23 protein-coding genes and 5 pseudogenes are annotated in these 13515 nt (G+C 54.0%); 10 read left to right on the top strand and 18 right to left on the bottom strand.

Features of this window, described 5'->3' with window-relative positions; genetic code table 11:
• Nucleotides 1-224, bottom strand: a pseudogene (locus tag D3H35_RS05730) (DoxX family protein); the annotation flags it as partial.
• Nucleotides 225-379: 155 nt separating this feature from the next.
• Here D3H35_RS05730 and D3H35_RS05735 point away from each other — a divergent pair.
• A pseudogene (locus D3H35_RS05735) lies at nt 380-684 on the top strand (winged helix-turn-helix transcriptional regulator); the annotation flags it as partial.
• 208 nt (nt 685-892) lie between these two features.
• Here the strand turns inward: D3H35_RS05735 and D3H35_RS05740 are convergent.
• The 10 genes from D3H35_RS05740 to D3H35_RS05785 form a co-directional block, all read right to left on the bottom strand.
• Entirely contained in the window at nt 893-1084 is a 192-nt protein-coding gene (locus tag D3H35_RS05740) for a hypothetical protein (RefSeq protein ID WP_119148173.1), read from the bottom strand.
• 101 nt (nt 1085-1185) lie between these two features.
• Nucleotides 1186-1374 (bottom strand): hypothetical protein, encoded by a 189-nt coding sequence (locus D3H35_RS30255; protein WP_147355754.1) that lies wholly within the window; start codon nt 1372-1374, stop codon nt 1186-1188.
• Between the two features lie 112 nt (nt 1375-1486).
• Nucleotides 1487-1717: a hypothetical protein gene (locus tag D3H35_RS30260; protein WP_147355755.1), complete on the bottom strand. Its 231-nt coding sequence runs from the start codon at nt 1715-1717 to the stop codon at nt 1487-1489.
• A 164-nt stretch (nt 1718-1881) separates the two neighbouring features.
• On the bottom strand, nt 1882-2250 hold the full coding sequence (locus D3H35_RS05755; protein WP_119148176.1) for a hypothetical protein: 369 nt from the start codon (nt 2248-2250) through the stop codon (nt 1882-1884).
• 106 nt (nt 2251-2356) lie between these two features.
• Nucleotides 2357-2566, bottom strand: coding sequence for a sensor domain-containing protein (locus D3H35_RS05760; RefSeq protein WP_119148177.1), 210 nt, complete (start codon nt 2564-2566; stop codon nt 2357-2359).
• 177 nt (nt 2567-2743) lie between these two features.
• Complete coding sequence (locus D3H35_RS33410; protein ID WP_119148178.1) at nt 2744-3214, bottom strand: methyl-accepting chemotaxis protein; 471 nt, start codon at nt 3212-3214, stop codon at nt 2744-2746.
• A 63-nt stretch (nt 3215-3277) separates the two neighbouring features.
• On the bottom strand, nt 3278-3598 hold the full coding sequence (locus D3H35_RS05770; RefSeq protein ID WP_119148179.1) for a hypothetical protein: 321 nt from the start codon (nt 3596-3598) through the stop codon (nt 3278-3280).
• A complete protein-coding gene (locus tag D3H35_RS05775) occupies nt 3588-3872 on the bottom strand; it encodes a methyl-accepting chemotaxis protein (protein WP_119148180.1) in 285 nt (94 codons plus the stop codon). The genes D3H35_RS05770 and D3H35_RS05775 overlap by 11 nt, the downstream gene beginning before the upstream one ends.
• A 124-nt stretch (nt 3873-3996) precedes the next feature.
• Complete coding sequence (locus tag D3H35_RS05780) at nt 3997-4254, bottom strand: CHASE4 domain-containing protein (RefSeq protein WP_147355756.1); 258 nt, start codon at nt 4252-4254, stop codon at nt 3997-3999.
• Nucleotides 4255-4371: 117 nt separating this feature from the next.
• Complete coding sequence (locus D3H35_RS05785; RefSeq protein WP_119148182.1) at nt 4372-4563, bottom strand: hypothetical protein; 192 nt, start codon at nt 4561-4563, stop codon at nt 4372-4374.
• Nucleotides 4564-4653: 90 nt separating this feature from the next.
• Here D3H35_RS05785 and D3H35_RS05790 point away from each other — a divergent pair, with 90 nt between their 5' ends.
• The 6 genes from D3H35_RS05790 to D3H35_RS05810 all read left to right on the top strand — a co-directional run bounded on the left by D3H35_RS05790 (nt 4654) and on the right by D3H35_RS05810 (nt 8395).
• Nucleotides 4654-4878 (top strand): hypothetical protein, encoded by a 225-nt coding sequence (locus tag D3H35_RS05790; RefSeq protein ID WP_119148183.1) that lies wholly within the window; start codon nt 4654-4656, stop codon nt 4876-4878.
• A 102-nt stretch (nt 4879-4980) separates the two neighbouring features.
• Nucleotides 4981-5154, top strand: coding sequence for a hypothetical protein (locus D3H35_RS30595; protein WP_158593965.1), 174 nt, complete (start codon nt 4981-4983; stop codon nt 5152-5154).
• Nucleotides 5109-5408, top strand: coding sequence for a hypothetical protein (locus D3H35_RS05795; RefSeq protein ID WP_119148184.1), 300 nt, complete (start codon nt 5109-5111; stop codon nt 5406-5408). The genes D3H35_RS30595 and D3H35_RS05795 overlap by 46 nt, the downstream gene beginning before the upstream one ends.
• The gene (locus D3H35_RS05800; protein ID WP_119148185.1) at nt 5405-6424 is read left to right on the top strand and encodes a methyl-accepting chemotaxis protein; all 1020 of its coding nucleotides are present in this window, start codon (nt 5405-5407) and stop codon (nt 6422-6424) included. The genes D3H35_RS05795 and D3H35_RS05800 overlap by 4 nt, the downstream gene beginning before the upstream one ends.
• A gap of 171 nt (nt 6425-6595) precedes the next feature.
• On the top strand, nt 6596-7267 hold the full coding sequence (locus tag D3H35_RS05805) for a sensor domain-containing protein (protein WP_119148186.1): 672 nt from the start codon (nt 6596-6598) through the stop codon (nt 7265-7267).
• Between the two features lie 150 nt (nt 7268-7417).
• Complete coding sequence (locus tag D3H35_RS05810) at nt 7418-8395, top strand: hypothetical protein (RefSeq protein WP_119148187.1); 978 nt, start codon at nt 7418-7420, stop codon at nt 8393-8395.
• Here D3H35_RS05810 and D3H35_RS05815 read toward each other — a convergent pair.
• On the bottom strand, nt 8392-8754 hold the full coding sequence (locus D3H35_RS05815) for a winged helix-turn-helix transcriptional regulator (RefSeq protein WP_119148188.1): 363 nt from the start codon (nt 8752-8754) through the stop codon (nt 8392-8394). The two genes, D3H35_RS05810 and D3H35_RS05815, sit on opposite strands and share 4 nt — an antisense overlap.
• Before the next feature lie 158 nt (nt 8755-8912).
• Here D3H35_RS05815 and D3H35_RS05820 point away from each other — a divergent pair, with 158 nt between their 5' ends.
• Nucleotides 8913-9311: a DoxX family protein gene (locus D3H35_RS05820; protein ID WP_119148189.1), complete on the top strand. Its 399-nt coding sequence runs from the start codon at nt 8913-8915 to the stop codon at nt 9309-9311.
• Between the two features lie 50 nt (nt 9312-9361).
• Nucleotides 9362-9562, top strand: a pseudogene (locus D3H35_RS05825) (pirin family protein); the annotation flags it as partial.
• 130 nt (nt 9563-9692) lie between these two features.
• Here the strand turns inward: D3H35_RS05825 and D3H35_RS05830 are convergent.
• Nucleotides 9693-10090 (bottom strand): annotated as a pseudogene (locus tag D3H35_RS05830) (DoxX family protein).
• A gap of 158 nt (nt 10091-10248) precedes the next feature.
• On the opposite strand from D3H35_RS05830, the pseudogene D3H35_RS05835 reads away from it, so the two are divergent.
• A pseudogene (locus tag D3H35_RS05835) lies at nt 10249-10556 on the top strand (winged helix-turn-helix transcriptional regulator).
• Nucleotides 10557-10692: 136 nt separating this feature from the next.
• Here the strand turns inward: D3H35_RS05835 and D3H35_RS05840 are convergent.
• The 5 genes from D3H35_RS05840 to D3H35_RS30265 all read right to left on the bottom strand — a co-directional run bounded on the left by D3H35_RS05840 (nt 10693) and on the right by D3H35_RS30265 (nt 13345).
• Nucleotides 10693-11301: a hypothetical protein gene (locus D3H35_RS05840; protein ID WP_147355757.1), complete on the bottom strand. Its 609-nt coding sequence runs from the start codon at nt 11299-11301 to the stop codon at nt 10693-10695.
• Between the two features lie 429 nt (nt 11302-11730).
• Entirely contained in the window at nt 11731-12396 is a 666-nt protein-coding gene (locus D3H35_RS05845; RefSeq protein ID WP_119148192.1) for a sensor domain-containing protein, read from the bottom strand.
• Nucleotides 12397-12573: 177 nt separating this feature from the next.
• Nucleotides 12574-12813: a hypothetical protein gene (locus tag D3H35_RS05850; RefSeq protein WP_119148193.1), complete on the bottom strand. Its 240-nt coding sequence runs from the start codon at nt 12811-12813 to the stop codon at nt 12574-12576.
• Nucleotides 12798-13190, bottom strand: coding sequence for a methyl-accepting chemotaxis protein (locus D3H35_RS34030; RefSeq protein WP_119148194.1), 393 nt, complete (start codon nt 13188-13190; stop codon nt 12798-12800). Before D3H35_RS34030 ends, D3H35_RS05850 begins: the two co-directional genes overlap by 16 nt.
• Nucleotides 13094-13345 carry a hypothetical protein gene (locus D3H35_RS30265; protein WP_147355758.1) on the bottom strand — a complete coding sequence of 84 codons (252 nt, stop codon included), beginning with the start codon at nt 13343-13345 and terminating at the stop codon, nt 13094-13096. Before D3H35_RS30265 ends, D3H35_RS34030 begins: the two co-directional genes overlap by 97 nt.
• Between the last annotated feature and the right edge of the window lie 170 nt (nt 13346-13515).

Raw genomic sequence — 13515 nt, forward strand, 5'->3', positions numbered from 1 at the left:
CAGCGGTGTAAGGAACCGAAAGCGAACAGCAAGCCGCTGCAACCTCGGCCAATCCGGCTAGAAAGGCCATCGTTTTACCCGGTTTTGATTCCAATCGATTCGAAAAAGCCGCCCGTGCCGTTCAATCCGTAACCGCCGAACCATCCGGCCAGCTTCTGCATCCCGTGACCTACGAATAACAAGCCGATAACGACCCTCAATAATAGTAATCCCCATTCCATAATGAACACTCGCCTTCTTTTTTAGTATTGGACTGTGCCGTCCTTATGTTAGTATATTATTTTAAGTCACTTACTTTTGTCAAGTATAAAACTTAATTTAAAGTTTTCACTTACTTTCACAAGTGAGTATGTTCAATATTGAAAGAAGGGGAGTCCTTATGGATTATTCCAAGATGTGCCCCAAATACGAATCGCTGCTGATTTGCTCGCAAAAAGTGACGGTCTCATTATACGAGTTCTGCTTGGCGGTCCGAAACGGTTCAAAGACATTAAAGGTCAGATCCCCGACATGAGCGCGACAAGATGCTCACCCGACCGTATGAAAGAGCTGGAGTCGCTAGGCATCCTGACAAGAACCGTATACCCGGAAATGCCGGTTCGCATCGAATACGAGTTAACCGAGAAGGGCCGCGGTCTGGAGGAAGTCATTCAATCCATCCAGAACTGGGGCGAGGAATGGATGTTAGCACCAAGCCAAAAAGGCCGTTCACCGGAACGGCCTTTTTGCTTGCAAACCTTTAATTCAATTGTTGAAAAATCAATAGAACGAAACAAAATAGACACGAGCAAAAAAATAACCGCTAACGCAACATAATAAAGAGGCTTAAACAGTCCAAGCAGCCAGGAAATCGCTGCGATTACCGCTCCGCTGGCTATACTGAGCGGATACGTCAACCGACTTTCCAAGCGGGATGTCCTCCCGATATGAACAAAACGCAGTAGAACCCGAACAACAGCAGATTCAGGGCAGCGATGGCGATGAGCGCCGTTCGACGACCTCGAACGACGGTGACGGTTGAATCGGCTGCTTGTCGTGGCGCTGCAAGAGGCGCGAACTTCGAGACGCGCAAGCAATCCGGCAAGCAGCAACAGCTCCACCCAACCGTTCGCCAGCCCTGCAATGGCCTGAGCGGCGCCCCCGCAGCTTGCCGCTACAGCCCATGAATGAGATGGATACAAGCAGTCAGCGAAGCATTGACCACAATCGGACGACGTTTTTGCGCGTCTCGGAAGCGGCTAGAACAACCATTCGAATCGGATTTCCGCCTGTCCTGCGAGCTACGGTCGGTACGACGGCGGATAGAAACCATAACCATACCGTAATCGCAAGAACGGCGAATATCACTGCGCAATCAAATTGTAATATGAACAAAAACGGTATTTCCAGGCTCGAAAGTACGGAAGTATACGGATTTACATTCCATACAACGAACATCCCGGCGACCCGGGCCCCGGCGGATGCCAGCCAGCATAAGCCGAACCGATTAACGCCATCGACGCTTCGCGTGCAGACAGCTCCTCCTTAATCGAAGCACGGCCGTCCAGGCTATCGCTACGACGATCCAGCCGGCTATGCCTTTCAGCCAGATCGAGCTCCCGGAAGTCCATAGTCCCGCTAACGCGATCATTGTCGCTAACCAGATTGCTCCTCCTCGGCGTTCGGGAGGATTGAACGAGCTTTTGCTAGACCTATTGCTTATTTCGGCTGCCGACAATAGCTTCCCTCCGACAAAACATAAGATGGAAATATTTGTACCACGCAACTCCGTCATCTGTCCCTACAATAAAACGGTCCCGGAGTCGGAAATTACCCGACTCCAGGATCGCCCCGTCGCCTAAGATCGCGATAATCGATCTATTTATGTCTTATTGATAGCTTTCAGCAAGCCGCCGAGCCGTGTGGCTCCGATACGTCGATCGCCTTCTCTTCGCCTGCGATCCAACGGATCCATGCCGCGTACATGCGCCGAGCCGACGAATCAGATAGGGAGTAAGGAGCAGAAGAACAAGGCCGATTCCACCGATGATGTACGAATAATTCTCGGGCGTTAAATTCGTAAACACTCCGATTTAGCAGCCAATCGTCTCCGAACAGCTCGAAGGAAAAGACGCGATCGCTCACAAGATACGCCAGCGGCGTAAGAGCGATGCCCGCGAAGGTCGCCGGAATGACGATTGCCCAGCGTAAAAGCTGAGATTGTCGCAGGCAGCTGGGCACGCCGAACAGCAATCCGCGATAGTTTTGCACTCGCCCCAGCGTAGCGATCCAGCTTCTCCATCCCGTTGCTGCCCGTTCGGAATCGTTGCTTTGAGCCGCTTGAGCTTCCCAATGCTCCGGATCGTGCGCTTCCCCTCTATCCCACGTCGCAGCCAGCTTGCGCTCTCTCCGACATCAGCCGTTCGCAAGCCTTCAACGTCGCCGCCAATATCGGTAAACCTATTATGAACGGGGCAAGCGGCAATCCGACGCAAACCCCGACGATCGCTATGACGAACCAGGCAATTCCCCGCGGCAGCGACGTCACCATCATCGTCCATGCCGCACGCGCTTTTCGCTTTTTCATCGCTCGTTCACTCCTTCGTTGTCTATTCTAGCTCGCTCTTACCGATTCTATAATGCTATCTTAATCGTTTGGAGAGCGGAACGAAATCGTCTTACGAAGGGGTTGATGCTGGCCTCTGTCTAGTTTGTCTTTCAAAAATGATTGTCCGCTCTACTACCGAACCGATTGACCGCACGCTCAAGCTCCGCGATGCGCTGCGTCAGCGATCCATCGCGTCAGCCACGCCGCGCACACGAATTCGACTGGAATTCGGCTATGCCGGCCGCTTCCTGCGAACGATCCGCACTCGCTTCCGATATCGCCCGTCGGTCTCTTCGACGAGAGCGGCCAGCTCCTCGATCTGGCGCCGATCTCTTGTCCTGCCGAAGCGATTTCCCTCAGCTCCGCTTCCATGTCGGCAATGCCTCCGACGATATCTTGGAACGTGCCTCCCGCCTGCGCGTACGGAGCGTGAGCTCGGTTCCGCTCTGAACTTCGACGAACCCCTCTTCGATCCGCTTCGCCACTGCTTCGATTACGGGCGCGAATTTCTTCCACCTTCGAGGAAATAACGGCCGCCGTCTCGTTCGACTGAAGCGCCAGCTTACGAACCTCTCCCGCTACGACCGCGAAGCGCCCTTGCCTGCTCTCCGCTCGGCTCGCTTCTATGCTGGCGTAAGGGCAAGCAAGTTCGTCTTGTAGGCTATTCCTGCGATCGCGTCCGCCATGCCCCTAATGCTCTTGGACTTCTCGTGCAATTCGCGAGCGTCCCGAACGGAGCTCTCGACCGTCCTTGCGATCGTTCCCCATCTGTTCGACGGCTTGCTTCACCGTCTCGTTGCCATCTTGCGCGTGCTTGGTCGCTTGCTCAGCGACGGCTGCCACGAAGTCGTCCGATCTCCGATCGTCCAGATGGCCGTCGCGAATCTGAATCGTGACTTCGGCGCCTCTCTTCATTCCTTCCCGCTGGGAATCGGCTCCGGCTGCCAGCTCTCGCATAGAATCCGCGATCTGGTCGGCTCCGGACGCCGCTTGCTCGGAATTAGCGGACAATTCCTCGCGATTCTGCCGTCACCGACGCTGTCGATCTTATTCCGGATACGATAGTTCGAAGCTGGCCCGTCATTTCCTGAAGAGAGCGGGCGATCGAGCCTACTTCATCCGTCCTTCGGGTATCCTTCACGGACAGCTCATCGCTCAATTTTCCTTCTGTAACACCGCCAAGAAACAACTTGAATCGAATGAGCGGCAGCACGATCCGACGTCTGATCATGACGGCGATCAACCCTATCAGCACGACGGCCAACGCTCCGGCAATGCCGCTCATCCCGGATGAGCTCGGTGCGTACGGTGAGCTCGCTCCGCAGGAACCGAGACGATGAACGACGCCGTTTCCCCCGTCATGAGTCCGTATTGCGAAGTCACGTGACTGAATTGCTTGCCGTTGACCGTTACGGAATCGAATTCGGGCTCGGCCGGAGCCCGCATTTTCGCCCAAATAAGCGGGCAGAGCTTCGTCGCTTGCCAACGTCTGCCCGTCCTTCGAACGGATCGCCACTTCCGGCGTTCAGAAGCGAGCTTACTCCTTGAAGCGCCGCGTCGTCCATCACTCGGCCGAATAGCAGCAAGCCGGGGGACGGCTTATCCTTCTCTTCGTTAGTAATTCTGGATACGGCGATGACGGCGAGCCCCTTGGACGTTCGAACCATTCCGTACACATCCGGTTTTTTTCTTCAACTCCGGAAATAACTCGCCGACAGCGACTTTTTTCGTAAATTCCTCAAGATCTCCCGCCTGTGAGAGCACATTCCCGTCATTATCGAGCGTCACGACAAAATGGACGTTCGGAATAATACCCTGGAGACATCCACGTTTTCCTTGATCCATTTCGTATCCTTGGCTTCTACCGCGCGGCGCGGTTTGTCCTCCCATTTGGCGTTAGTAATAACGCTGGCGGACAACTGTTCCCCCAGTTGCTCCGTCAGCTTGTGCGCCGAGCTGTTCGATCTCCAACGCATGAGACCATTCGATATCCCGAATGTCGGAGCTCAGCGTCGAATAATATACTCCGCCCAACACACAAGCTGACGGAGCAACTGGGGAAACAGTTGTCCGCCAGCGTTATTACTAACGCCAAATGGGAGGACAACCGCGCCGCGGTAGAAGCCAAGGATACGAAATGGATCAAGGAAAACGTGGATGTCTCCAAGGGTATTATTCCGAACGTCCATTTTGTCGTGACGCTCGATAATGACGGGATGTGCTCTCACAGGCGGGAGATCTTGAGGAATTTACGAAAAAAGTCGCTGTCGGCGAGTTATTTCCGGAGTTGAAGAAAAAACCGGATGTGTACGGAATGGTTCGAACGTCCAAGGGCTCGCCGTCATCGCCGTATCCAGAATTACTAACGAAGAGAAGGATAAGCCGTCCCCGGCTTGCTGCTATTCGGCCGAGTGATGGACGACGCGGCGCTTCAAGGAGTAAGCTCGCTTCTGAACGCCGGAGTGGCGATCCGTTCGAAGGACGGGCAGACGTTGGCAAGCGACGAAGCTCTGCCGCTTATTTGGGCGAAAATGCGGCTCCGGCCGAGCCCGAATTCGATTCCGTAACGGTCAACGGCAAGCAATTCAGTCACGTGACTTCGCAATACGGACTCATGACGGGGGAAACGGCGTCGTTCATCGTCTCGGTTCCTGCGGAGGCGAGCTCCACCGTACGCACCGAGCTCATCCGGATGAGCGGCATTGCCGGAGCGTTGGCCGTCGTGCTGATAGGGTTGATCGCCGTCATGATCAGACGTCGGATCGTGCTGCGCTCATTCGATTCAAGTTGTTTCTTGGCGGTGTTACAGAAGGAAAATTGAGCGATGAGCTGTCCGTGAAGGATACCCGAAGGACGGATGAAGTAGGCTCGATCGCCCGCTCTCTTCAGGAAATGACGGGCCAGCTTCGAACTATCGTATCCGGAATAAGATCGACAGCGTCGGTGACGGCAGAATCGGCCGAGGAATTGTCCGCTAATTCCGAGCAAGCGGCGTCCGGAGCCGACCAGATCGCGGATTCTATGCGAGAGCTGGCAGCCGGAGCCGATTCCCAGCGGGAAGGAATGAAGAGAGGCGCCGAAGTCACGATTCAGATTCGCGACGGCATCTGGACGATCGGAGATCGGACGACTTCGGTGGCAGCCGTCGCTGAGCAAGCGACCAAGCACGCGCAAGATGGCAACGAGACGGTGAAGCAAGCCGTCGAACAGATGGGAACGATCGCAAGGACGGTCGAGAGCTCCGTTCGGGACGCTCGCGAATTGCACGAGAAGTCCAAGAGCATTAGGGGCATGGCGGACGCGATCGCAGGAATAGCCTACAAGACGAACTTGCTTGCCCTTAACGCCAGCATAGAAGCGAGCCGAGCGGGAGAGCAAGGCAAGGGCTTCGCGGTCGTAGCGGGAGAGGTTCGTAAGCTGGCGCTTCAGTCGAACGAGACGGCGGCCGTTATTTCCTCGAAGGTGGAAGAAATTCGCGCCGTAATCGAAGCAGTGGCGAAGCGGATCGAAGAGGGGTTCGTCGAAGTTCAGAGCGGAACCGAGCTCGTACGCCAGGCGGGAGGCACGTTCCAAGATATCGTCGGAGGCATTGCCGACATGGAAGCGGAGCTGAGGGAAATCGCTTCGGCAGGACAAGAGATCGGCGCCAGGATCGAGGAGCTGGCCGCTCTCGTCGAAGAGACCGAGGCGATATCGGAAGCGAGTGCGGATCGTTCGCAGGAAGCGGCCGGCATAGCCGAATTCCAGTCGAATTCGGTGCGCGGCGTGGCTGACGCGATGGGATCGCTGACGCAGCGCATCGCGGAGCTTGAGCGTGCGGTCAATCGGTTCCGGTAGTAGAGCGGACAATCATTTTTGAAAGACAAACTAGACCAGAGGCCAGCATCAACCCCTTCGTAAGACGATTTCGTTCCGCTCTCCAAACGATTAAGATAGCATTATAGAATCGGTAAGAGCGATAGAACGAAGGAGTGAACGAGCGATGAAAAAGCGAAAAGCGCGTGCGGCATGGACGATGATGGTGACGTCGCTGCCGCGGGAATTGCTGTGTTCGTCATAGCGATCGTCGGGGTTTGCGTCGGATTGCCGCTTGCCCCGTTCATAATAGGTTTACCGATATTGGCGGCGACGTTGAAGGCTTGCGAACGGCTGATGTCGGGAGAGCGCAAGCTGGCTGCGACGTGGGATAGAGGGGAAGCGCACGATCCGGAGCATTGGGAAGCTCAAGCGGCTCAAAGCAACGATTCCGAACGGGCAGCAACGGGATGGAGAAGCTGGATCGCTACGCTGGGCCGAGTGCAAAACTATCGCGGATTGCTGTTCGGCGTTGCCCAGCTGCCTGCGACAATCTCAGCTTTTACGCTGGCAATCGTCATTCCGGCGACCTTCGCGGGCATCGCTCTTACGCCGCTGGCGTATCTTGTGAGCGATCGCGTCTTTTCCTTCGAGCTGTTCGGAGACGATTGGCTGCTAAATCGGGTGTTTACGAATTTAACGCCCGAGAATTATTCGTACATCATCGGTGGAATCGGCCTTGTTCTTCTGCTCCTTACTCCCTATCTGATTCGTCGGCTCGGCCGCATGTACGCGGCATGGATCCGTTGGATCGCAGGCGAAGAGAAGGCGATCGACGTATCGGAGCCACACGGCTCGGCCGGCTTGGCTGAAAGCTATCAATAAGACATAAATAGATCGATTATCGCGATCTTAGGCGACGGGGCGATCCTGGAGTCGGGTAATTTCCGACTCCGGGACCGTTTTATTGTAGGGACAGATGACGGAGTGCGTGGTACAATATTTTCCATCTTATGTTTTGTCGGAGGGAAGCTATTGTCGGCAGCCGAAATAAGCAATAGGTCTAGCAAAAGCTCGTTCAATCCTCCCGAACGCCGAGGAGGAGCAATCTGGTTAGCGACAATGATCGCGTTAGCGGGACTATGGACTTCCGGGAGCTCGATCTGGCTGAAAGGCATAGCCGGCTGGATCGTCGTAGCGATAGCCTGGACGGCCGTGCTTCGATTAAGGAGGGAGCTGTCTGCACGCGAAGCGTCGATGGCGTTAATCGGTTCGGCCTTATGCTGGCTGGCATCCGCCGGGGCCGGGGTCGCCGGGATGTTCGTTGTATGGAATGTAAATCCGTATACTTCCGTACTTTCGAGCCTGGAAATACCGTTTTTTGTTCATATTACAATTGATTGCGCAGTGATATTCGCCGTTCTTGCGATTACGGTATGGTTATGGTTTCTATCCGCCGTCGTACCGACCGTAGCTCGCAGGACAGGCGGAAATCCGATTCGAATGGTTGTTCTAGCCGCTTCCGAGACGCGCAAAAACGTCCGATTGTGGTCAATGCTTCCGCTGACTGCTTGTATCCATCTCATCTCATGGGCTGTAGCGGCAAGCTGCGGGGGCGCCGCTCAGGCCATTGCAGGGCTGGCGAACGGTTGGGTGGAGCTGTTGCTGCTTGCCGGATTGCTGCGCGTCTCGAAGTTCGCGCCTCTTGCAGCGCCACGACAAGCAGCCGATTCAACCGTCACCGTCGTTCGAGGTCGTCGAACGGCGCTCATCGCCATCGCTGCCCTGAATCTGCTGTTGTTCGGGTTCTACTGCGTTTTGTTCATATCGGGAGGACATCCCGCTTGGAAAGTCGGGTTGACGTATCCGCTCAGTATAGCCAGCGGAGCGGTAATCGCAGCGATTTCCTGGCTGCTTGGACTGTTTAAGCCTCTTTATTATGTTGCGTTAGCGGTTATTTTTTTGCTCGTGTCTATTTTGTTCGTTCTATTGATTTTTCAACAATTGAATTAAAGGTTTGCAAGCAAAAAGGCCGTTCCGGTGAACGGCCTTTTTGGCTTGGTGCTACATCCATTCCTCGCCCAGTTCTGGATGGATTGAATGACTTCCTCCAGACCGCGGCCTTTCTCGGTTAACTCGTATTCGATGCGAACCGGCATTTCCGGGTATACGGTTCTTGTCAGGATGCCTAGCGACTCCAGCTCTTTCATACGGTCGGTGAGCATCTTGTCGCTCATGTCGGGGATCTGACCTTTAATGTCTTTGAACCGTTTCGGACCGCCAAGCAGAACTCGTATAATGAGACCCGTCCACTTTTTGCCGAGCAAATCAGCAGCCGATTCGTATTTGGGGCACATCTTGGAATAATCCATAAGGACTCCCCTTCTTTCAATATTGTAACATACTCACTTGTGGAAAGTAAGTGAAAACTTAAATTAAGTTTTATACTTGACAAAAGTAAGTGACTTAAAATAATATACTAACATAAGGACGGCACAGTCCAATACTAAAAAGAAGGCGAGTGTTCATTATGGAATGGGGATTACTATTATTGAGGGTCGTTATCGGCTTGTTATTCGTAGGTCACGGGATGCAGAAGCTGGCCGGATGGTTCGGCGGTTACGGATTGAACGGCACGGGCGGCTTTTTCGAATCGATTGGAATCAAACCGGGTAAAACGATGGCCTTTCTAGCCGGATTGGCCGAGGTTGCAGGCGGCTTGCTGTTCGCTTTCGGGTTCCTTACACCGCTGGCGGCCCTGTTGATCGTAGGCACGATGCTTATCGCCATTATCAAGGTACATGGCAAAAACGGCCTATGGGTTACGCAAAACGGGTATGAGTTTAACCTCGTACTGATCGTCATCGCCATCGCGGTTGCCTTGATCGGTCCTGGCGATTATTCGTTGGATTCGTTATGGATCGACTAATCGGCTACGACAATTTTATCTAACTGCATGAACCAAGGGAGGTTTTCAAGATGATTAACGTACAGCGTTCCCAAGACCGGTATTCCGCGGATCACGGCTGGTTGAAGTCCAGGTTTAGTTTTTCATTCGCCGACTATTACGATCCAGACAATATGAGCTTTGGACCGATGAGAGTGCTGAACGACGATTGGATCGCCGAATCGGAAGGGTTCGGCATGCACCCTCATCGCGAGATGGAGATCGTAATAGTCGGCGAATGAAAACTAAACCTGGACTTCAACCAGCCGTGATCCGCGGAATACCGGTCTTGGGAACGCTGTACGTTAATCATCTTGAAAACCTCCCTTGGTTCATGCAGTTAGATAAAATTGTCGTAGCCGATTAGTCGATCCATAACGAATCCAACGAATAATCGCCAGGACCGATCAAGGCAACCGCGATGGCGATGACGATCAGTACGAGGTTAACTCATACCCGTTTTGCGTAACCCATAGGCCGTTTTTGCCATGTACCTTGATAATGGCGATAAGCATCGTGCCTACGATCAACAGGGCCGCCAGCGGTGTAAGGAACCCGAAAGCGAACAGCAAGCCGCCTGCAACCTCGGCCAATCCGGCTAGAAAGGCCATCGTTTTACCCGGTTTGATTCCAATCGATTCGAAAAAGCCGCCCGTGCCGTTCAATCCGTAACCGCCGAACCATCCGGCCAGCTTCTGCATCCCGTGACCTACGAATAACAAGCCGATAACGACCCTCAATAATAGTAATCCCCATTCCATAATGAACACTCGCCTTCTTTTTAGTATTGGACTGTGCCGTCCTTATGTTAGTATATTATTTTAAGTCACTTACTTTTGTCAAGTATAAAACTTAATTTAAGTTTTCACTTACTTTCCACAAGTGAGTATGTTACAATATTGAAAGAAGGGGAGTCCTTATGGATTATTCCAAGATGTGCCCCAAATACGAATCGGCTGCTGATTTGCTCGGCAAAAAGTGGACGGGTCTCATTATACGAGTTCTGCTTGGCGGTCCGAAACGGTTCAAAGACATTAAAGGTCAGATCCCGACATGAGCGACAAGATGCTCACCGACCGTATGAAAGAGCTGGAGTCGCTAGGCATCCTGACAAGAACCGTATACCCGGAAATGCCGGTTCGCATCGAATACGAGTTAACCGAGAAAGGCCGCGGTCTGGAGGAAGTCATTCAATCCATCCAGAACTGGGGCGAGGAATGGATGTAGCACCAAGCCAAAAAGGCCGTTCACCGGAACGGCCTTTTTGCTTGCAAACCTTTAATTCAATTGTTGAAAAATCAATAGAACGAACAAAATAGACACGAGCAAAAAAATAACCGCTAACGCAACATAATAAAGAGGCTTAAACAGTCCAAGCAGCCAGGAAATCGCTGCGATTACCGCTCCGCTGGCTATACTGAGCGGATACGTCAACCGACTTTCCAAGCGGGATGTCCTCCCGATATGAACAAAACGCAGTAGAACCGAACAACAGCAGATTCAGGGCAGCGATGGCGATGAGCGCCGTTCGACGACCTCGAACGACGGTGACGGTTGAATCGGCTGCTTGTCGTGGCGCTGCAAGAGGCGCGAACTTCGAGACGCGCAGCAATCCGGCAAGCAGCAACAGCTCCACCCAACCGTTCGCCAGCCCTGCAATGGCCTGAGCGGCGCCCCCGCAGCTTGCCGCTACAGCCCATGAGATGAGATGGATACAAGCAGTCAGCGGAAGCATTGACCACAATCGGACGTTTTTGCGCGTCTCGGAAGCGGCTAGAACAACCATTCGAATCGGATTTCCGCCTGTCCTGCGAGCTACGGTCGGTACGACGGCGGATAGAAACCATAACCATACCGTAATCGCAAGAACGGCGAATATCACTGCGCAATCAATTGTAATATGAACAAAAAACGGTATTTCCAGGCTCGAAAGTACGGAAGTATACGGATTTACATTCCATACAACGAACATCCCGGCGACCCCGGCCCGGCGGATGCCAGCCAGCATAAGGCCGAACGATTAACGCCATCGACGCTTCGCGTGCAGACAGCTCCCTCCTTAATCGAAGCACGGCCGTCCAGGCTATCGCTACGACGATCCAGCCGGCTATGCCTTTCAGCCAGATCGAGCTCCCGGAAGTCCATAGTCCCGCTAACGCGATCATTGTCGCTAACCAGATTGCTCCTCCTCGGCGTTCGGGAGGATTGAACGAGCTTTTGCTAGACCTATTGCTTATTTCGGCTGCCGACAATAGCTTCCCTCCGACAAAACATAAGATGGAAAATATTGTACCACGCACTCCGTCATCTGTCCTACAATAAAACGGTCCCGGAGTCGGAAATTACCCGACTCCAGGATCGCCCCGTCGCCTAAGATCGCGATAATCGATCTATTTATGTCTTATTGATAGCTTTCAGCCAAGCCGGCCGAGCCGTGTGGCTCCGATACGTCGATCGCCTTCTCTTCGCCTGCGATCCAACGGATCCATGCCGCGTACATGCGGCCGAGCCGACGAATCAGATAGGGAGTAAGGAGCAGAAGAACAAGGCCGATTCCACCGATGATGTACGAATAATTCTCGGGCGTTAAATTCGTAAACACCCGATTTAGCAGCCAATCGTCTCCGAACAGCTCGAAGGAAAAGACGCGATCGCTCACAAGATACGCCAGCGGCGTAAGAGCGATGCCCGCGAAGGTCGCCGGAATGACGATTGCCAGCGTAAAAGCTGAGATTGTCGCAGGCAGCTGGGCAACGCCGAACAGCAATCCGCGATAGTTTTGCACTCGGCCCAGCGTAGCGATCCAGCTTCTCCATCCCGTTGCTGCCCGTTCGGAATCGTTGCTTTGAGCCGCTTGAGCTTCCCAATGCTCCGGATCGTGCGCTTCCCCTCTATCCCACGTCGCAGCCAGCTTGCGCTCTCCCGACATCAGCCGTTCGCAAGCCTTCAACGTCGCCGCCAATATCGGTAAACCTATTATGAACGGGGCAAGCGGCAATCCGACGCAAACCCCGACGATCGCTATGACGAACACAGCAATTCCCCGCGGCAGCGACGTCACCATCATCGTCCATGCGCACGCGCTTTTCGCTTTTTCATCGCTCGTTCACTCCTTCGTTCTATCGCTCTTACCGATTCTATAATGCTATCTTAATCGTTTGGAGAGCGGAACGAAATCGTCTTACGAAGGGGTTGATGCTGGCCTCTGGTCTAGTTTGTCTTTCAAAAATGATTGTCCGCTCTACTACCGGAACCGATTGACCGCACGCTCAAGCTCCGCGATGCGCTGCGTCAGCGATCCCATCGCGTCAGCCACGCCGCGCACCGAATTCGACTGGAATTCGGCTATGCCGGCCGCTTCCTGCGAACGATCCGCACTCGCTTCCGATATCGCCTCGGTCTCTTCGACGAGAGCGGCCAGCTCCTCGATCCTGGCGCCGATCTCTTGTCCTGCCGAAGCGATTTCCCTCAGCTCCGCTTCCATGTCGGCAATGCCTCCGACGATATCTTGGAACGTGCCTCCCGCCTGGCGTACGAGCTCGGTTCCGCTCTGAACTTCGACGAACCCCTTTCGATCCGCTTCGCCACTGCTTCGATTACGGCGCGAATTTCTTCCACCTTCGAGGAAATAACGGCCGCCGTCTCGTTCGACTGAAGCGCCAGCTTACGAACCTCTCCCGCTACGACCGCGAAGCCCTTGCCTTGCTCTCCCGCTCGGCTCGCTTCTATGCTGGCGTTAAGGGCAAGCAAGTTCGTCTTGTAGGCTATTCCTGCGATCGCGTCCGCCATGCCCCTAATGCTCTTGGACTTCTCGTGCAATTCGCGAGCGTCCCGAACGGAGCTCTCGACCGTCCTTGCGATCGTTCCATCTGTTCGACGGCTTGCTTCACCGTCTCGTTGCCATCTTGCGCGTGCTTGGTCGCTTGCTCAGCGACGGCTGCCACCGAAGTCGTCCGATCTCCGATCGTCCAGATGCCGTCGCGAATCTGAATCGTGACTTCGGCGCCTCTCTTCATTCCTTCCGCTGGGAATCGGCTCCGGCTGCCAGCTCTCGCATAGAATCCGCGATCTGGTCGGCTCCGGACGCCGCTTGCTCGAATTAGCGGACAATTCCTCGGCGATTCTGCCGTCACCGACGCTGTCGATCTTATTCGGATACGATAGTTCGAAGCTGGCCCGTCATTTC

It is taken from the genome of Cohnella faecalis, from assembly GCF_003570905.1.
In the GTDB taxonomy this organism is placed as follows: domain Bacteria; phylum Bacillota; class Bacilli; order Paenibacillales; family Paenibacillaceae; genus Cohnella; species Cohnella faecalis.